Annotated in this window: 19 protein-coding genes; 11 read left to right on the top strand and 8 right to left on the bottom strand. The window is 72.4% G+C overall.

The annotated features are described in order from the left end of the window. Positions 1–119: 119 nt before the first annotated feature. On the bottom strand, positions 120–1,085 hold the full coding sequence (locus AB0435_RS27085; RefSeq protein ID WP_366006947.1) for an aromatase/cyclase: 966 nt from the start codon (positions 1,083–1,085) through the stop codon (positions 120–122). Between the two features lie 224 nt (positions 1,086–1,309). On the opposite strand from AB0435_RS27085, the gene AB0435_RS27080 reads away from it, so the two are divergent. Genes AB0435_RS27080 through AB0435_RS27070 form a run of 3 tightly spaced genes read left to right on the top strand, consistent with a single transcriptional unit; the run spans position 1,310 to position 4,084 of the window. After that, positions 1,310–2,575 carry a beta-ketoacyl-[acyl-carrier-protein] synthase family protein gene (locus tag AB0435_RS27080; RefSeq protein ID WP_366006946.1) on the top strand — a complete coding sequence of 422 codons (1,266 nt, stop codon included), beginning with the start codon at positions 1,310–1,312 and terminating at the stop codon, positions 2,573–2,575. Continuing rightward, positions 2,572–3,795: a ketosynthase chain-length factor gene (locus tag AB0435_RS27075; RefSeq protein ID WP_366006945.1), complete on the top strand. Its 1,224-nt coding sequence runs from the start codon at positions 2,572–2,574 to the stop codon at positions 3,793–3,795. The genes AB0435_RS27080 and AB0435_RS27075 overlap by 4 nt, the downstream gene beginning before the upstream one ends. Before the next feature lie 34 nt (positions 3,796–3,829). Continuing rightward, positions 3,830–4,084: an acyl carrier protein gene (locus tag AB0435_RS27070; RefSeq protein WP_366006944.1), complete on the top strand. Its 255-nt coding sequence runs from the start codon at positions 3,830–3,832 to the stop codon at positions 4,082–4,084. An 86-nt stretch (positions 4,085–4,170) separates the two neighbouring features. On the opposite strand, the gene AB0435_RS27065 is transcribed toward AB0435_RS27070, so the two are convergent. After that, positions 4,171–5,202: an LLM class flavin-dependent oxidoreductase gene (locus AB0435_RS27065; RefSeq protein WP_366006943.1), complete on the bottom strand. Its 1,032-nt coding sequence runs from the start codon at positions 5,200–5,202 to the stop codon at positions 4,171–4,173. A 192-nt stretch (positions 5,203–5,394) separates the two neighbouring features. On the opposite strand from AB0435_RS27065, the gene AB0435_RS27060 reads away from it, so the two are divergent. Together AB0435_RS27060 and AB0435_RS27055 are read left to right on the top strand one after the other, a co-directional pair. Continuing rightward, positions 5,395–6,129: an SDR family oxidoreductase gene (locus AB0435_RS27060; protein WP_366006942.1), complete on the top strand. Its 735-nt coding sequence runs from the start codon at positions 5,395–5,397 to the stop codon at positions 6,127–6,129. Next, the gene (locus AB0435_RS27055) at positions 6,126–7,277 is read left to right on the top strand and encodes an acyltransferase (protein WP_366428152.1); all 1,152 of its coding nucleotides are present in this window, start codon (positions 6,126–6,128) and stop codon (positions 7,275–7,277) included. The genes AB0435_RS27060 and AB0435_RS27055 overlap by 4 nt, the downstream gene beginning before the upstream one ends. Before the next feature lie 73 nt (positions 7,278–7,350). Here AB0435_RS27055 and AB0435_RS27050 read toward each other — a convergent pair whose 3' ends face one another. Then, complete coding sequence (locus AB0435_RS27050) at positions 7,351–7,845, bottom strand: cupin domain-containing protein (protein ID WP_366006940.1); 495 nt, start codon at positions 7,843–7,845, stop codon at positions 7,351–7,353. Between the two features lie 20 nt (positions 7,846–7,865). Further along, entirely contained in the window at positions 7,866–9,332 is a 1,467-nt protein-coding gene (locus AB0435_RS27045; protein ID WP_366428151.1) for an MFS transporter, read from the bottom strand. Positions 9,333–9,482: 150 nt separating this feature from the next. On the opposite strand from AB0435_RS27045, the gene AB0435_RS27040 reads away from it, so the two are divergent. Beyond that, on the top strand, positions 9,483–9,818 hold the full coding sequence (locus tag AB0435_RS27040) for a helix-turn-helix domain-containing protein (RefSeq protein WP_366006938.1): 336 nt from the start codon (positions 9,483–9,485) through the stop codon (positions 9,816–9,818). A 120-nt stretch (positions 9,819–9,938) separates the two neighbouring features. On the opposite strand, the gene AB0435_RS27035 is transcribed toward AB0435_RS27040, so the two are convergent. From AB0435_RS27035 to fabG, 3 genes are all read right to left on the bottom strand, one after another. Further along, positions 9,939–11,081 (bottom strand): acyl-CoA dehydrogenase family protein, encoded by a 1,143-nt coding sequence (locus AB0435_RS27035; protein WP_366006937.1) that lies wholly within the window; start codon positions 11,079–11,081, stop codon positions 9,939–9,941. 223 nt (positions 11,082–11,304) lie between these two features. Further along, positions 11,305–12,246: a 3-hydroxyacyl-CoA dehydrogenase NAD-binding domain-containing protein gene (locus tag AB0435_RS27030; RefSeq protein ID WP_366006936.1), complete on the bottom strand. Its 942-nt coding sequence runs from the start codon at positions 12,244–12,246 to the stop codon at positions 11,305–11,307. Between the two features lie 30 nt (positions 12,247–12,276). Continuing rightward, positions 12,277–13,062 carry a 3-oxoacyl-ACP reductase FabG gene (gene fabG, locus AB0435_RS27025; RefSeq protein WP_366006935.1) on the bottom strand — a complete coding sequence of 262 codons (786 nt, stop codon included), beginning with the start codon at positions 13,060–13,062 and terminating at the stop codon, positions 12,277–12,279. Between the two features lie 176 nt (positions 13,063–13,238). Between fabG and AB0435_RS27020 the strand changes: the two genes are divergently transcribed. Together AB0435_RS27020 and AB0435_RS27015 are read left to right on the top strand one after the other, a co-directional pair. Then, positions 13,239–13,670 carry a nuclear transport factor 2 family protein gene (locus AB0435_RS27020; protein ID WP_366428150.1) on the top strand — a complete coding sequence of 144 codons (432 nt, stop codon included), beginning with the start codon at positions 13,239–13,241 and terminating at the stop codon, positions 13,668–13,670. Positions 13,671–13,679: 9 nt separating this feature from the next. Further along, entirely contained in the window at positions 13,680–14,456 is a 777-nt protein-coding gene (locus AB0435_RS27015) for a hypothetical protein (RefSeq protein WP_366428149.1), read from the top strand. 619 nt (positions 14,457–15,075) lie between these two features. Here the strand turns inward: AB0435_RS27015 and AB0435_RS27010 are convergent. After that, on the bottom strand, positions 15,076–15,582 hold the full coding sequence (locus AB0435_RS27010; RefSeq protein ID WP_366006921.1) for a flavin reductase family protein: 507 nt from the start codon (positions 15,580–15,582) through the stop codon (positions 15,076–15,078). A gap of 242 nt (positions 15,583–15,824) precedes the next feature. On the opposite strand from AB0435_RS27010, the gene AB0435_RS27005 reads away from it, so the two are divergent. The 3 genes from AB0435_RS27005 to AB0435_RS26995 all read left to right on the top strand — a co-directional run. Continuing rightward, entirely contained in the window at positions 15,825–17,423 is a 1,599-nt protein-coding gene (locus AB0435_RS27005; RefSeq protein WP_366006952.1) for an acyl-CoA carboxylase subunit beta, read from the top strand. Continuing rightward, positions 17,420–17,632: an acyl-CoA carboxylase epsilon subunit gene (locus AB0435_RS27000; protein WP_366006920.1), complete on the top strand. Its 213-nt coding sequence runs from the start codon at positions 17,420–17,422 to the stop codon at positions 17,630–17,632. The genes AB0435_RS27005 and AB0435_RS27000 overlap by 4 nt, the downstream gene beginning before the upstream one ends. A gap of 36 nt (positions 17,633–17,668) precedes the next feature. Then, on the top strand, positions 17,669–17,762 hold a 94-nt coding region (locus tag AB0435_RS26995; protein WP_351219746.1), incomplete at its 3' end, for a biotin carboxylase N-terminal domain-containing protein.

Below are 17,762 nucleotides of genomic sequence, written 5' to 3'. Positions count from 1 at the left end.
AGACAGACTGAGAGCACACAGACTGAGAGCACACAGACTGAGAGCAGACAGACTGAGAGCAGACAGAGCCGCCTCCCTTCTCCAGGGAGGCGGCTCTGTGGCCCGTGGGGGTGCCGGAATCAGCTCGCCGCGCGGCGAGCCTCCGTGTGGGCGGCGGCGTGGGCGGCCGCGTGGGCGAGCGTGGCCCGGCTGTTGGCGCCGAGGGCCTGGGTGATGTACGCGCGGGCGTCCGCGAGCGTGCTGTCGGGGCCCAACGCCTCCTTCAGCGCCGCCGGGTTGAGTACGACGGTGTGCCGGGCGGTGACGTGCGCGCCGAGCTCGTCCTCGCTGAAGGTCCAGCTGCCGCTGTGGCCGAAGAGCAGCGCCGGGGCGGCCGTCTGCTTGTAGACGATCCGCTCGCCGGGGAAGCAGAGCCGGATCGACTCGGTGGTGTGCGCGGAGCCGTCCTTCGTCACGGTCTCCATGCGCAGCCGCTGGACGCCGGGCTCCGGCTCGGTGAGGTCCACCTTGCCGACGTGCGGCAGGATCTCGGGCCAGAGGTCGGCGCGGTCGATGAACTCGTACGCGTCGGCGGCCGCGCCCGGCATGTCGATGACGTCCTCGAAGGCGAAGACCACGTCGTCGACGGGGTGGCCGAGCTCGGCGATGCGCGTCAGGGCGGCGAGCTCCTTGGGGCTGTTGCGGTCGAGGCCCGCGTTGATCCACGCGATGTTGTCGGCGGTGTCGTCGACGGCCTGGAACTCGTGGACGAGCACGACCTCCGTACGCCCGTCCGGCAGTTCACGGAAGAGCCACTCGCCGCCCATGGAGGCGATCGGCGGGCGGCTGTGGTCCTGGGCGAAGGTGACGCGCAGGGTGTCGGGGTCGAGCGTGCGGCGGGAGGTCCAGTTGCGCACCTCGTCGCCGACGACGGCCCAGAGGCGGAAGCGCTCGGCCCGGTCGCTCTTCTCGATGTGCCGCACGTGGACGCTGGGCCCGAAGACCGCGGGCCAGCGGGTGACGTCGGCGACCAGGTCGTACAGGACCCGGGCCGGTGCGGCGACGACGGCGGTGTGCTCGGTGCGGTGAACGCGCAGGCCCGGCATGAGGCGCCCCTTCCCCAGAGTGGAATTCACTGACGCCGCCGACTATGCGGACCCGTGCTGGAGCGTGCCTGGAGAACCGCTACCGCGGCCCGGACTCCCGTGGTGCGGGCCCTTATCCCGCGTCCAGGTTCTCTCCAGATGGCCCCCGCAGCCTGATCAGGCCGAGCACGCGGAAGACGGGGAAAGGACCGAACGACAATGTTCTGCACATACGGAGGCCGGGGATGACCCGGCGCGTAGTGATCACCGGTATCGGTGTGCGCGCTCCCGGGGGGAACGGGACGGAAGCGTTCTGGGACCTGCTGACGGCAGGGCGCACCGCGACCCGCGACATCTCCTTCTTCGACGCCTCGCCGTTCCGCTCCCGCATCGCCGGCGAGGTGGACTTCGACGCGGTGGCCGAGGGGTTCGGCCCGCGGGAGATCCGCCGGATGGACCGCGCGACGCAGTTCGCCGTGGCCTGCGCCCGGGAGGCCCTGCTCGACAGCGGCCTGGAGACCGGCGGACTCGACCCGCACCGCATGGGCGTCACCCTGGGCAGCGCGGTCGCCTCGGCGACCAGCCTGGAGAACGAGTACCTGGTGATGTCGGACGCGGGCAAGGAGTGGCTGGTCGACCCCGGTCACCTGTCGCCGCACATGTTCGACTACCACAGCCCCGGCATCATGCCGGCCGAGGTCGCCTGGGCCATGGGCGCCGAGGGCCCGGTGACGATGGTGTCCGACGGCTGCACCTCCGGCCTGGACTCCGTCGGTTACGCGGCCCGGCTGATCCGCGAGGGCACCGTCGACACGGTCGTGGCGGGCGCAGCCGACACCCCGATCTCGCCGATCGTCGTGGCCTGTTTCGACGCGATCAAGGCGACGACCTCGCGCAACGACGACCCCGCGCACGCCTCGCGGCCCTTCGACGGCAGCCGTAACGGCTTCGTCCTGGCCGAGGGCGCGGCGATGTTCGTGCTGGAGGAGTACGAGGCCGCCAAGGCCCGCGGGGCGCGCATCTACGCGGAGATCGGCGGCTACGCGACGCGCTGCAACGCGTACCACATGACGGGTCTGAAGAAGGACGGCCGCGAGATGGCCGAGGCCATCCGGGTCGCGCTCGACGAGGCCCGCCTGGACCGTACGGCGATCGACTACGTCAACGCGCACGGTTCGGGCACCAAGCAGAACGACCGGCACGAGACCGCGGCGTTCAAGCGCAGTCTCGGGCAGCACGCCTACGACGTGCCGGTCAGTTCGATCAAGTCCATGGTGGGCCACTCGCTCGGTGCGATCGGCTCCGTCGAGATCGCGGCTTCGCTGCTGGCGATCGAGCACGGGGTCATCCCGCCCACGGCGAACCTGCACACTCCCGATCCCGAATGCGACCTGGACTACGTGCCGTTGACCGCGCGCGAGCAGCGTGTGGACACCGTCCTCACGGTGGGCAGCGGCTTCGGCGGCTTCCAGAGCGCGATGGTCCTGCACCGCCCGGAGGTAGCGGCATGAGCCAGGCGACGGTCATCACAGGAATCGCGGTCGTGGCACCCAACGGACTGGGCGCCGAGCCGTACTGGAAGGCGCTGCTCGCGGGCGGGAACGGCATCGCCGAGCTGTCCCGCTTCGACGCCTCCCGCTACGCCTCGAAGCTCGCCGGAGAGGTCCGCGGCTTCGACGCCAAGGAGCACCTGCCCGGCCGGCTGCTGCCGCAGACCGACGTCTCCACCCGCTACGGGCTGGTGGCGGCGGACTGGGCGCTCGCCGACGCGGGCGTGGACGCCGGGACCCTGACCGACTACGACAAGGGTGTCGTCACCTCCAACTCCCAGGGCGGGTTCGAGTTCACCCACCGCGAGTTCCAGAAGCTGTGGAGCCAGGGGCCGGAGTTCGTCAGCGTCTACGAGTCGTTCGCCTGGTTCTACGCGGTGAACACCGGCCAGATCTCCATCCGCAACACCATGCGCGGCCCCGGCGCCGCGCTCGTCGGCGAGCAGGCCGGCGGTCTGGACGCGCTCGGCCACGCGCGCCGCACGGTCCGCTCCGGCACCAAGCTGGTGCTGTCCGGCGGCATCGACTCGGCCTTCGACCCGTGGGGCTGGGCCTCGCAGCTGTCGAGCGGCCGGGTGAGCACGGTGGCCGACCCGCGCCGCGCCTTCCTGCCCTTCGACGCCGACGCCAGCGGCTACGTACCGGGCGAGGGCGGCGCGATGCTCGTCCTGGAGGACGCCGTCTCCGCCCGTGAGCGGGGCGCCGGGCACGTCTACGGCGAGCTCGCCGGCTACGCCTCGACGTTCGACCCGAAGCCCGGCTCCGGCCGGCCGCCGGGGCTGCGCCGCGCGGCCGAACTCGCCCTGGCCGACGCGGGCCTGGAGCCCGGCGACATCGACGTCGTCTTCGCCGACGCCTCCGGCGTCCCGGAGCTCGACCGCGACGAGGCCGCCGCGATCCGCGGGATCTTCGGCGCGGGCGGCGTGCCCGTCACGGCCCCGAAGTCGCTCACCGGGCGCATGTACGCCGGTGGCGGCCCGGCGGACGTGGTCGCGGCCCTGCTGGCCTTCCGCGACCAGGTGATCCCGCACACCGCGCACGTCACCCGGGTGCCCGAGGAGTACGGCCTCGACGTGGTGCGGGACGCGCCGCGCGACGTCCCCGTCAAGGCGGCCCTGGTGCTCGCCCGCGGCCGCTGGGGCTTCAACTCCGCGGTCGTCGTGACCCGCCCCTCCTCCTGATCATCCGGCTCCCCAGACAAGGAAGTTGACCACCATGGCATCCCTCACCTTCTCCGACCTCTTCCGCATCCTCACCGAGTGCGCCGGCGCCGACGACACCACCGCGGTGTCCGAGGACAGCCTGGACAGCACCTTCGAGGACCTGGGCTACGACTCCCTCGCCCTGATGGAGAGCGCCGCCCGGATCAAGCAGGAGTACGGCGTCGACCTCTCCGACGACGCGCTCTACGACATCGAGACGCCGCGCGCGCTCCTCGACCTGATCAACGGGACCCCCGTGGCCGCCTGACCGCGTCGCGGCGACAGCCGAGAGCGCCCCGCCCGGATCCCCCGGGCGGGGCGCTCTCACGTATCGGAGCAGGCTCGGCGAAGGCGTCAGCCGACGCCGGAGATCTCCAGCGCCTCCGCCGCCTCGCGCAGGATGCGCAGCCTGCCGTCGTGGTCCGTGCGCGCCGGGGACAGCATGATGCCCAGCGTCGTCACCCCGGCCCCGGCGAACTCCCGCATCCGCTCGGCGACCCGGGCCACCGGGCCGACCATCGCGGTGCGATCGACGAAGCCCAGCGGCACCGCCCGCGCGGCCCCGGCCCGGTCGCCCGCAGCCAGCCGCTCCGCGAAGCGGGCCATCTCCGCCTCGTAGCCCATGCGGCGCGCCAGCGAGCAGTAGAAGTTGGTCGCCGGGTCGCCGATGCCGAGCATGTAGACGTAGTGGTCGCGGAGTTGGTCCACGGCCGTCCCGACGTCGTCCGCGAAGGCCGTCGGCAGGCTGGGCAACACGTCGAAGCCCGCCATGTCCCGGCCGGCGCGCTCCCGTCCCGCCCGGATGCCGGCGACCGCCTCCGCGACGGCCTCCGGGGAGGTGAACACCCCGATCCAGCCGTCGGCGATCTCCCCCGCCAGCTTCAGGGAGCCCGCGCCCACCGCCGCGAGGTAGACCGGGATGTGCGGGCGCGGGAGTTCCGTGGTGATGTGCAGCGGGGCGCCGGTGCGGCCCGAGGCGGGCAGCCGGAAGTGCTCCCCCTCGTAGCGCAGGGGTTCGCCGCGCAGTGCCTGGCGCACGACGTCCACGTATTCGCGGGTGCGTGCCAGGGGCTTGTCGAAGGGGACGCCGTACCAGCCGTCCGAGACGTCGGGGTTGGACACCCCGAGGCCGAGCCGGAACCGGCCGCCGCTGAGCGCGTCGAGCGTGGCCGCCGTCAGGGCGGCCAGCCCCGGCGGGCGGGCGGGGATCTGCATGATCCCCGAGGCGAGGCCGATGCGGCGGGTGCGGCCGGCGGCCAGCCCCAGCACGCTCACGGCGTCGTTGCGGTAGCCCTCGCCGGACAACACCACGCTGTAGTCGAGCGCTTCGGCGGCCTGCGCCAGCTCGCCCGCTCCTTGATAGACCAGATTTGCCGCGAGTCGCACCGAGAACAGCCTCCGTAGCTTTCCGTGAGCTCTCCGTGAGCAGAGTGCTGTGAGCCTCCGGCACCCGGCTGTATCCCCGATGGACATTTCCTGGAGCCGCGGGGCGCGGCCGCCGTGGGCGTCTGGAGGGAATCTCCAGATGGGCTGAACACAGTGAGGGGCGATCGTCAGTCCGAGGAGAGGAACGTCGGTATGGCCGACTTGTCGGGAAAGAGGGCCCTGGTCACCGCGGCGTCGCGGGGCATCGGCCGGGGCGTCGCGCTGCGGCTCGCCGCGGCCGGTGCCCGGGTCGCCGTGAACTACAGGGAGAACGCCGCGGCCGCCCAGGAGGTCGTCGACGAGATCGTCCGGGGCGGGGGCGACGCCTTCGCGGTGCGCGCGGAGATCGGCGGCCGGGCGGAGGCCGAGCGGCTCTTCGCGCGCGTGCTGGAGGAGTTCGGCGGCCTGGACGTCCTGGTCAACAACGCCGGTGTGCAGGGCATGGGCCCGGTCGCCGAGGTGACCGAGGAATTCCTCGACCGCGCCGTCGACGTCAACCTCAAGGGGACGTTCTACGCGTTCCAGCAGGCGGCGCGGCACCTCGCCGACGGCGGCCGGATCATCAGCGTCTCCACCGCCTTCACCCGCTCCCTGACACCGGGCGCCGGTGTCTACGCGGCCACCAAGGGCGCGGTCGAGCAGCTCACCAGGACGCTCTCCCAGGAGCTGGCCGGACGGCGGATCACCGTCAACGCGGTGCTGCCGGGGATCGTCGACACCGACGCGACGGCCCCGCTGCGCGAGCGCTTCGCGGCCATCGCCGAGGCCACCCCGCTGGGCCGGATCGGCCGGCCGGACGACGTCGCCGGGATCGTCGCCTTCCTCGCCTCCGAGGACGCCGGCTGGATCACCGGCCAGAGCATCGCGGCGGCAGGGGGCCGGGTGTGAGCGCGCCCTCGCGTACCCGCCCCGGCGTGCCGGACGGCGGTTCCCGGCTGCCCTCGCTCACCGGGCTGCGCTTCGTCGCGGCCGTCCTCGTCTTCTGCTACCACCTCTCGCGCGAGGCGCCGTTCGCGTCGCCGGGCGCGGACAAGTGGCTGACGGACGTCTTCAGCAAGGCCGGTTCCATCGGCGTCAGCTTCTTCTTCGTCCTCAGTGGCTTCATCCTGACGTGGACCGCGAAGCCGGGTGAGCCGCTGCGGCGGTTCTGGACCCGCCGGATCGCGAAGATCTACCCCAACCACGTGGCGACCTGGCTGCTCGCGCTCGTCCTGATCCTCTGGGCCGGGCGCCCCCTGCACGCGGGCACCGCGGTGGCGAACCTCTTCCTGGTGCACTCCTGGGTGCCGTGGATGGACGTCGCCTGGAGCATGAACGACGTCAGCTGGACGCTCGCCTGCGAGCTGCTCTTCTACCTCTGCTTCCCGCTCCTGCACCGCTGGGTGGGGCGGATCCGCGAGAACCTGCTGTGGGCCGCGGCGGGCGCCGTGGCCGCGGTCGCCTTCTGCGTCCCCGCGATCGCCGGAACGCTGCCCTCCACACCGGACTTCGGCGGCATCTCCGCCTGGCAGGTCTGGTTCGCCTACATGCTCCCGCCCGTACGCGCCCTGGACTTCGTCCTCGGCATCGTGATGGCGCGCGTCGTGCTCTCGGGCAGGTGGATCCGGCTGCCGGTCGTGCCGGCCGCCCTCCTGGTGATCGCCGGCTGGTACCTCGCCACGGAGCTGCCCCGCGCGTACGGCTTCGCGGCCGCCACTCTCGTGCCGCTGGCCCTGCTGATCCCGGCAGTCGCCACGTCGGACCTGAAGGGCACCCCGTCCCCGCTGCGCGGCCGGGCCGCGATGTGGCTGGGCGAGATCTCGTTCGCGTTCTACCTGATACACCGCCTGGTGCTGGTCTACGGGCACCAGGCGTTCGGCCCCCGGCACACCTGGCCGATGGCGCAGGCCCTCGGTCTGGTGGCGCTCGCGCTCGCCTTGTCAGTGCTGCTGGCTTGGGCGCTGCATCAGGCTGTGGAGCAGCCGGTGATGAGGCTGGTACGCGACCGGGAACGGGCACGTCTGCGGCTGGTCGAGTCCGCCGTGCCCGCCGGGTGAGCGGTCGGTCTCCGTACGAACGCCGATGGGCGGCCGGGTTCTTGGACCCGGCCGCCCATCGGCATCCCGTCACTCAGCCGAACCGCGTCACACTCGGCTTCGTCCGGACCGGGCGGATCCTGGGGTAGCTGATGTGGTGCCGGGCCGCCAGTGCGACCACGTCCTCCCAGGCCGGTTTGACGTCCCCGCCCTGGAGTTCGGCCAGTTCCTCGAACATCGTCTCCGCGCCGCCCGGTGTGACGTAGCAGAGCATCGTGCCGGGCCCGTCGCTGATGTTGCGGAAGCCGTGGCCGGTGCCCCGGGGGCCGTACAGGACGGTGCCGGGGCCGGCTGTGTGGACGGTGTCGCCGAGCTGGAACTCGTAGAGCCCGCTGGTGACGTAGAACGTCTCGTCCTCGTTGTCGTGCAGGTGCAGCGGCGGGCCGCCGCCGGGGGGAGTGGTGAACTCCATGAGGGAGAAGAGCCCTCCGGTGTCCGTGCCGCGGAGCAGGAACCTGCCCTGTTCCACGGCCCAGCGGACGGGTTCGACCTCGTCCCGGACGACGATTTTTCCTGGAGTGACGGTCACGGCGCTTCCCTTTTCGTACGTCAGGCGGCGGTCTTCGCCGCCGGCCGGTCCGCGGCCTGCCCCGCCGCCTGCGGCGCGCCGCGGTCCGCGGTCAGCCGCGGCAGCAGGGCGAAGAGGGCGACGAGGACGGCGCAGAGGCCGAAGGTGATCCACAGGACGCTGCGCGAGGCGTGCGCGTAGTCGGCCAGGCCGTGGCCCGAGCCGAGCGTCGTGAAGTAGACGGCGCCGAGGGCGGCGATGCCGGTGGCGCCGGAGAACTGCTGGGTGGTGGTGAGCACGCCGGAGGCGATGCCCATCTGGTGCGGGCGCACCCCGGCGAGGACGGTGCCGATCAGCGACGGCAGGACGAAGCCGAAGCCCAGGCCGACCAGGCACAGCGGGCCCATGACGTAGCCGATGCCGAGGTCGCCGCCGAGCGACTGCGCCTCCAGGGCCAGCACCAGCATGCCGAGGCCGACGACGCCGCTGCCGAAGGCCAGCGCCTTGTTCTTGTACTTGGCGATGAACGGCCGTCCGTAGATGGACGACAGCATCGACAGCACGGCGAACGGCCCGAAGGCGAGGCCCGCTTCACGCGCGCTCAGCCCGAGGCCGGACTGGAGCAGCAGGGTGGTGGAGAACATGAAGCTGCTGAACGTGGCCATGAAGGCGACGTTGATGACCAGGCCGACGCTGAACGTACGGCTGCGGAACAGGCTCAGGTCCAGCAGCGGCTGGCCGCCCTTGCGGCTGAGCCTGCCCTCGTACATCAGCGTGAGGACCATGGCGGGGACCGAGGCCACGAGGGAGATCCAGGCCCAGAGCGGCCAGCCCTCCGTACGGCCGATGATCAGCGGGGCGAGCGCGAGGCCGAGGGCGAGGGAGATGCCCGCGACGCCGACCGGGTCGAGCTTGGGCCGCTTCTCGGCGCGTCCGCGGGGGAGCAGGCGGGCGGCGAAGACGAGGGCGACGATGCCCACGGGGACGTTGACGAGGAAGATCGGCCGCCAGGCCCAGCCGAAGAGGTTCCCGGCGATCAGCAGGCCGCCGAGCACCTGGCCGGCGACGCCGCCGAGGCCGTACATCACGCCGAGCCAGGACAGTGCCTTGGGCCGTTCCGACTGGTCGAAGACGGCCTGGATCAGGGAGATGCCCTGCGGTGCCATGGCGGCGGCGGTGATGCCCTGGAGCAGGCGGGCGATCACGAGCTGGGTGGGCGTCTGCGCGACGCCGCACAGCAGCGAGGCGAGGGTGAACGTGCCCATGCCGAACAGGAACATGGTGCGGTAGCCGAAGATGTCCCCGAGCCGGCCGCCGGTGACCAGGCCCGCGGCGTAGGCGAAGGCGTAGCCACCGATCACCAGCTCAAGCGCGGCCTGCCCGGCGTGGAGGTCTTCCTGGAGCGAGGGTGCGGCGACGTTGACGACGTTGAAGTCGAACGACGCCATGAAGGTCGCCGAGAGGATGACCGGCAGGATCAGCCACCGGCGTGGGTCTGGGGTGGTCACAGCTTCTCCATGAGTTCGATGTGCGGCTTCGACGCGTGGCTTCGATACGTGGGTTCGGCACGTGGGTTCGATAAGCTTCGAAGTGTTCGTCGAGGATCATATGGTTCGATGGATGGTGAACTCAAGGTGTTCGGAACTAGGATCGAGGACATGAGCGACATGGCATTCCATCCGAAAGCCGCCGATACGACCCTGCTCCGGGTCCTCCAGGCGCTGGCCGATCCGGTGCGCCTGACGACCGTGCGCTCGCTCGGGCTGAAGGACGGCGTCTCCTGCTCCGTGGTGCAGGCCGAGGCGGGGCTGACGATCGGCAAGTCGACCATGTCGCACCACCTGAAGATCCTTCGCGAGGCCGGGGTCATCTCGATCAGCCTGGAGGGGTCCCGCCGGCTGCTGCACCTGCGGCGGGCGGACCTCGACGGGCGCTTCCCCGGCCTCCTCGACGCGGTGCTGGCCCCTCAGGAGGAGGTGGTCGGCGCCGCGTGACCGGGGTTCCCCCCGGACCTCGGTCACGCGGCCGCCGGACGGACTCGGCTCACCCCCGACGAGTCCGTCCGGCGGCCGCGCTCTGCGCTCTTCGCCGCGAAGGTCTCCGCCGTACGGGGGCTACGCCGACGGGCCCGCCGCGTCCAGGGCCAGTCCCGCGAACGCGCGCGCCGCGGGCTCGAATTGGAGGACCGTGTGGCCCGCCGCCGTGTTCACGTCGCGCCAGAAGCGCTGGAACGGCGCGCTGTCCGACTGCGAACGCGTCCCCGCGAGCGGGGTGAGGCGGTTGACCGCGCCGGCCAGTATGTCCACCGCCAGCGCGTGGTCCAGCGAGGTGCGGACGAGCGCGCGCTCGTCGATCGCGCCGGCGTCCGCGACCGCCGCCGCCCGGCGCAGCAGGAGTTCCGCCGCGTCGATCTCGCCCGCGGTCCTGGCCAGGGCCAGCTCGGCCGCCGCCTCGCTCGTGCCGGAGACGCGGTGCCCCGGAGCGCCCGCCGCGCGCCGCCCCGCGAGCGCCGCGGAGAACTCCCGCAGCGCCCCCTTGGCCGCGCCCAGCACCGGACCGGCGAAGGACAGCGCGCTCACCGCCTTCAGCGGCACGGCGGAGGCCGCGGGCAGCGGAGCACCGGAGCGCCCCGCCAGCAGGTCGGCCCGCGCGAAGGAGAACCCGTACGGGACGAACACGTCCGCGAGGCGCAGGCTGTCGCTGCCCGTGGCCCGCATCCCGACCGGGAACCAGGTGTCCACGATCTCGTAGGCGGAGCGCGGCACCAGCAGGAAGCGCACGTCCCGCCCGCCGCCCGCCACCGGCACCGGGCAGCAGACGAGGGCCCAGTCGGAGGAGTGCACCCCGCTGAGGTACGGCCACAGGCCGCTGACGCGCCAGCCGCCGTCCACCTCGCGCGCCTCGCCGCCCGGGACGAGCGCGCAGGCGATGAACGTGTCGGGGCTCGTACCCCAGAGGGCGCGCTGCCCTTCCTCCGGGAGGAAGGTGGCCATCCGGCCCAGCGAGGCGGCGATGGACGCCACCCACGCGGCGGAGGCGTCGCCCTCGGCCACGGCGGCGGTCGCCAGCAGGGAATCGGTGACGTTCCCCTCCGCGCCGCCCCAGCGGGCGGGCACGAAGTGCCGGGCGAAACCCGCCCCGACGATCGCCCGCGCCACCTCCGGGACGAGCCGGCGGCCCGACTCCGAGGCGGCCGCGTGGGCGGCGGCGACGTCCGCCACTTCCCGGGCGGCCTTCACCAACGCGCTCCCGGTCATAGGGGAACCTCCATCTGTGGAAAAGTGAACTGAGGCTGCCGTCAGGCTGGTTGGCGCCTTGGCTGTCCGCGGCTGATGTGGGTGCGCAATATCAGCCCGTTGGGGGCACCCCCGGACGGAGTCTGGGGGAGTTTGAGGAGGGAGCTTCCGCCGCAGGCGGCCACGGCGGCCCGCGCGGTCAGGGGGCCTGGGGGCGCGCCCCCAGGCACGTGCCCGGCGGTGGCTACCTCGGGAAGCGCGCCAGCGCGTCGAGCACAGCGTTCTGCTTCGCGTCGCGGTCGGCCGCCAGCTCCGCGTAGGAGCGGGAGCCGAAGTCCTCCTCGGCGGCCGTGCTCAGGGCGTCGATCGTCGCGTCGTCCATGCACGGGTGCCCCAGCTCCCGCCAGCTCTGCTCCAGGCCGCCGCCGCGCCGCGTCAGCCACTGGCGCAGGCCGCCCTCCCCGCCGCCCAGGTGGAACGCCTGGAACGGGCCGATCACCGACCAGCGCAGGCCGACCGACTGCGTGACGATCTCGTCCAGTTCGGAAACGGTGACCACGCCCTCGCGGACCAGGTGGACGCTCTCCTGGAGCAGCGCGGACTGGAGCCGGTTGGCGACGAAGCGGGTGATCGGCTTGCGCAGGACCACGGGCGTCTTGCCCACGGACCGGAAGAACTCCACGGCCTCGGCCACGGCCTCCGGCGCCGTGGCCTCGCCGCCCACGATCTCCACCAGCGGCACCAGGTGCGGGGGGTTGAGCGGGTGCCCGACGACCAGCCGGCCGCGGTCGGGCATCAGGGCCCCCATCTCGTCGGCCAGCAGCGTGGACGACGAGGAGAGGAACAGGGTGTCCGCCGGCGCGGCCGCGCCGATCCGCGCGAACAGCTCCTGCTTGAGCGCGAGGTCCTCCGGGGTGTTCTCCACCACCACGGCGGCGTCCCGGACGGCGCGCTCCATGTCGGGCTCGAACTCCAGGAGTTCCATGAGCTCCCGGGGGTCGGCCCCGCCGTGCGGGAGAGTGGGCGCGAAGAGTTCGACGCCCTTCGCCACCACCTCCGCCGCGTCGGGGCGGCGGCTGTTGACCCGTACCCGCCTGCCGTGCGCCAGGAACAGGGTGATCCAGCTCAGCCCGATGGTCCCGGCCCCGATGACGGTCACCGGCCGCACCGGTGTCCCCTCCGACATGCCTTACCGCCTCTCCCGCGACCGCGCGGATCAGTAGTTGCCGAGCCCGCCGCAGACGTTGAGCGCCTGCGCGGTGACCGCGGCGGCGTCGTCGCTCACGAGGTACTCGACCATCGCCGCGACCTCCCGGGGCTCGACGTAACGGCCCAGCGGCACACGGGTGGTGATCCGGCCGTGCGTCTCCTCCTCGCTCACGCCCCAGATGGACGCGTAGTGCTCGCGCACCCGCTCGGCCATCGGCGTCTCGACGAAGCCCGGGCAGACGGCGTTGACCGTGATGCCCGTACGGGCCAGCTCCAGGCCGAGAGCCTTGGTGAAGCCGACGACGCCGTGCTTGGAGGCGGAGTACGGGGCGGCGTGCACCACGCCCTGCTTGCCGCCGGTGGAGGCGATGCTGATGATCCGGCCGCGGTCCTTGTCGAGCATGCCGCCCGTCGTCAGGACCTCCTTGGTCATCAGGAAGACGCTGTTGAGGTTGGTGTTGATGACGTCGAGCCACAGCTCGTCGGGGATCTCGGCGGTGGCGCCGCCGCCGCTGCGGCCGGCGTTGTTGACCAGGATGTCCACCGTGCCGAAGCGCTCCACGGCCGCCGCGACGAAGCCGCGGATCTCCTCGGGGCGGCTGACGTCGCACGTCACGCCGTCGACCTCGAAGCCCTTGCCCCGCAGCTCCTCGACGGTCGCCTTGAGGCGGTCGTCCTGGCGGGCGCAGATGAACACGCGCGCGCCGAGGCCGGCCAGCCGCTCGGTGATCTCCAAACCGATGCCGCTCGTGGCGCCGGTGACCAACGCGACGGGGCCCGCAGCCTGGCTCATATGTCTTCCCTTGCTCGTGCCGTGAAGTGACGCGTCGATCATCGGGCGGCCGTCTCCACGAGGTATGGAGATTTCCTGGAGAGCGCGCCTCTGGAGACCGGCTCCAGCCGGCCTCCAGAGGCACGCGAAAACGTGGCCACGAACACCCGAACGTCACGCAGCGCCAGAGGAGAGTCATGGCCGGGCAGACCGTCACCGCGGAGCTCTACGCCGAGGTACAGCATTTCTACGCACGCCAGATGCAGGCGCTCGACAACCGCGTGTTCAAGGCCTACGCGGACTCGTTCACCGAGGACGGCACCTTCCAGCACACGCCCGGCACCGAGCCCGCCCGCACCCGCGCGGGCATCAAGGCCGAGCTGGAGCGCTTCCACGAGCAGTACCAGGGCGACCCGGTGCAGAAGCGGCACTACTTCAACCAGATCGTGCTGGACGCGAACCCCGACGGCACGCTGACGTCCACCGTCTACGCGCTGGTCCTGCGCACCCGGCCCGGCGCCGACCGGCCGGAGGTCTGGCCGAGCTGCGTCGTGCACGACGTGCTCGTCCGCGGCGCGGACGGCATCCTCATCGAGTCCCGCCACATCGACTACGACCAGCAGATCTGACGGAACGTCATGTTCGGTGAGCACGGGCCCCCGGACGGGCCGTCCGCATACGCCGGGGCGGCACTCCGCGCCGTGCTGCACGCCGCCCGCGAGGGCGGCGGGGCCCTGCCGCCGGACTCCCCGGTCACCCGGGACGCCGTCTGCGGCGCCGTCGCCGACATCTGGACCGCCGGGCGGCTGTTCGCCGCGCGCGGCCCCGCCTCGGCGACCGCGCGCCACCTGCTGCCACGGCTCCTGCTCGAAGGCACGGAAGGCCTGGCCGTCGTGCTCGGCACCCGGCTCCACGGCCAGGACGCGCCGGCCCTGCGGTACGGCGCGTGCGTCCGGGCACTGACGCGGGCGGCCCGGCAGACAGACCCGCGCCCCGCGGCGCGGGTGGCCGCGGCGCTCCCGGGCGTCGCCGACGGCAGCGACCGGCTCGCCCGCCCACTCACCGGCGTCCGCCCGTCGGCCCTCCCAGCGGTACTCGCCCCGGCCGTCTCCGCACTGGAGACGGAACGGCTGGCACTGGCGGCGGCTTGCGGCTCGCTCGTCGACGGCTGCCCCTCCGCACTCGTCGAGCGCTACGTGCTCCTGAGCGCGGCAGCGGACTGCCTCGACGGCTGGCGCCACCGGGCGGCGGGCACCGGGACACTCACGGGGGACCGGGCGCGGCTGGTGGGAGCGCTGTCACGAATCGCGGGCCGGCTGGGGCGCCGAGTTGCTCCGGCCTCGCGGGACGACTGGCGGGGGGTGGTCTTTGCGGAGGCGCGTTTTGTGGGGGCGGGGGTTTTGGGGGTGGCGTGAGGGGCCGTTGGCGCCTGCGGCGGGCTTCTTCCCCACCCCCGCCCCTCCCCAAAACTGGGGCGCGTGCCCCAGGCCCCCGGCTGCGGGTCGGTCGGCGCCTGCGGCGGGCTTCTTCCCCTACCCCGCCCCTTCCCGAAACTGGGGCTCCGCCCCAGACCCCGAGCTGCCGGTCCGTTGCCGCCTGCGGCGGGAGCTCCCCCAGCTACCGCTGGGAGGTGCCCCCAGCGGGCGCGTCCTCAAACTCCCCCAGCTACCGCTGGGAGGTGCCCCCAACGGGCTGAAAAGAAACAACGGCGTGCCCGGCGGAAAGAACTGGCGCGTCCGGCTGGAAGAGTCGGCGCGCCCGGCTGAAGAGAATGGCGCACCCGGCGGAAAGGAAGGCGCCACCGGCCGTGAACGTACCCACCGGCGGAGGGGGTGGGGCCGGAGGGTGAGGTTCTGGAACGCGGTGCGTCGTCACGGCACTCAATGCGTAGGGCGGCGCCATGCACCGCGTTCCAGGTCCTCAGCCCGGAGGTCACACCCCCGGTCCAGCCGCAAACCCAGCCCGGCCGGCGATTGAGGCCACGCCCGAAGGGCGAACCCACCCCAGGCAAAGAACAACCCGCACCGGAGAACGTCAGCGAGCCGCCACCGAAACCGGCCCCTCCCAAGGCGTGAACGCCCCGCGATGGTAGAGCACAGGCCGTCGCGGCAGCACCCGAGCCTCCTCCACCCGCCCCAGCACGATCCAGTGGTCCCCGGCCTCGACCATCGAGGTCACCACGCACTCCGCCTGGGCGAGCGCCACGTCCTCCAGGACCGGCGCGCCCTGCGCGACAGCGGAAGGGTGCCACGTCACCGAGTCGAACTTCCGCTCGGCGCGGGTGGCGAAGGTCTTCGCGATCTCCTGGCCGCCGTCGGCCAGCACGTTGACGACGAAGCCGCCGCCCGGCACGAGGGAGGGCAGGGTCTGCGACTTCTTGTCCACGCACACCAGGAGCAGGGGCGGCGTCACGGACACCGAGCAGACGGTGTTGCAGGTGAAGCCGCGCGGCTCGCCGTCGGCGTCCCGTACGGTGACGACCGACACGGCGGCGGGACAGGAACCAAAGAAGTCCCGGAAGGTGTCCGGACCCACTGGCATTCGGTGCCTCCACGATCCCGACCGGGCGCTTCCCGGTGTCTGGGAGGGAGCCTCTCCCCACTGTCTGGACCTTTCCTGGAACGCCGCTGGAGCCACGGGCCGGGCGGTTCCAGCCGTGTTCCAGGGTGGCTGTAGGCCACGATCCCAAGCTCAACTCGTAACGCTCCGCGTACCGTTGAGGAAAGGCAGACATGAGCGCCGTCGAGCAGCAGACGATCTCACCGCCTCCCGCGGCGGCCGCGATGGCCGCGCCCGGGGTGGCCGCGGTGGCCGTGCCCGCGGCGGCCACGCCGCAGTTGCGGGAGCGGGCCGCGGAGCTGGCAGGACTGCGGGACGCCGTCCTGGCCGGGCCCGGCCCGCGGGCCACCGAGGCGCAGCACGCCAAGGGCAAGCTGACCGCCCGGGAGCGCATCGACCTCCTCTTCGACGAGGGCACCTTCACCGAGGTGGAGCCCTTCCGGCGGCACCGGGCCACGGGCTTCGGGCTGGAGGACAAGCGGCCGCACACCGACGGTGTGGTGACCGGCTGGGGCAAGGTCCACGACCGTACGGTCTTCGTCTACGCCCATGACTTCCGGATCTTCGGCGGCGCCCTGGGCGAGGCCCACGCCCAGAAGATCCACAAGCTGATGGACCTCGCGGAGGCGGCGGGCGCGCCGATCGTCGGGCTGTGCGACGGCGCCGGGGCCCGTATCCAGGAGGGCGTCACGGCGCTCGCCGGCTACGGCGGGATCTTCCAGCGCAACGTCCGCAATTCCGGGGTCATCCCGCAGATCAGCGTGATCCTCGGGCCCTGCGCGGGCGGCGCGGCCTACTCGCCGGCGCTCACCGACTTCGTCTTCATGGTGCGCGGCACCTCGCAGATGTTCATCACCGGCCCGGACGTGGTCCAGGCCGTCACCGGCGAGGTGATCACGCAGGACGAGCTGGGCGGCGCCGACGCCCACGCGACGCTCTCGGGCGTCTCCGGCTTCGCGTACGACGACGAGGAGAGCTGCCTCGCGGACGTGCGGTTCCTGCTCTCCCTGCTGCCGCAGAACAACCGGGAGCAGCCGCCGTCCCAGCCCACCGAGGACACCCCCGGCCGGCGCACCGAGGCGCTGCTCGACCTGGTGCCCGCGGACCCCAACCGCTCCTACGACATGCGTAAGGTGATCGAGGAGGTCGTCGACGACGGCGAGTTCTTCGAGGTCCACGAGCGCTGGGCGGCCAACGTGGTGTGCGCGCTGGCGCGGCTGGACGGCCATGTCGTCGGGATCGTCGCCAACCAGCCCGCCTCGCTGGCAGGCGTGCTCGACATCCACGCCTCGGAGAAGGCCGCGCGCTTCGTCCAGACCTGCGACGCCTTCAACATCCCGCTGGTGACGCTGGTGGACGTGCCGGGCTTCCTGCCCGGGGTGGACCAGGAGCACGGCGGCATCATCCGGCACGGCGCGAAGCTGCTCTATGCGTACTGCAACGCCACCGTGCCGCGCATCCAGCTCATCATGCGCAAGGCGTACGGCGGCGCGTACATCGTGATGGACTCGCGCTCCATCGGTACGGACATCTCGCTGGCCTGGCCCTCGAACGAGATCGCCGTGATGGGCGCCGAGGGCGCGGCCAACGTCATCTTCCGCCGGGAGATCGCGGCGGCCGAGGACCCGGACGCGCGCCGGGTGCAGCTGGTCAAGGAGTACAAGTCCGAGCTGATGCACCCGTATTACGCGGCCGAGCGGGGGCTGGTGGACGACGTCATCGACCCGGCCGAGACCCGGATCAGGCTGATCGGGGCGCTGGAGATGCTGCGCGCGAAGTCCGCGCCGCTGCCCAGCCGCAAGCACGGGAACCAGCCCCAGTGAGCGGCGGCGAGAGCGTCATCCGTGTGGTGCGGGGGAATCCGGACGCGGCGGAGCTGGCGGCCGTGGTGGCCCTGGTGCTGGCCGCCGGTACGGGCGGGGGCGCACCGGCCGCGGGCCCGTCGCGGCACGTCACACCGTGGGCCCGGCCCGCGGGTGCGGCCATGGGCTGGTCCGCGCGGCCGGCCCCGGCCTGGCGTCCTGCCCTCTGAATCCTGTCTCTGTCGTCTGAAAGGTCGAAACAGCCCGTGCGCAAGGTGCTCATCGCCAACCGTGGCGAAATCGCTGTCCGCGTCGCTCGTGCATGCCGGGACGCCGGGATCGGAAGTGTGGCGGTCTACG

The sequence above is a fragment of the Streptomyces sp. NPDC051173 genome (assembly GCF_040689515.1).
Lineage (GTDB): Bacteria > Actinomycetota > Actinomycetes > Streptomycetales > Streptomycetaceae > Streptomyces.
The sequence above is the reverse complement of the archived record's forward strand: the minus strand, read 5'-3'. Positions and strand labels throughout refer to the sequence as shown.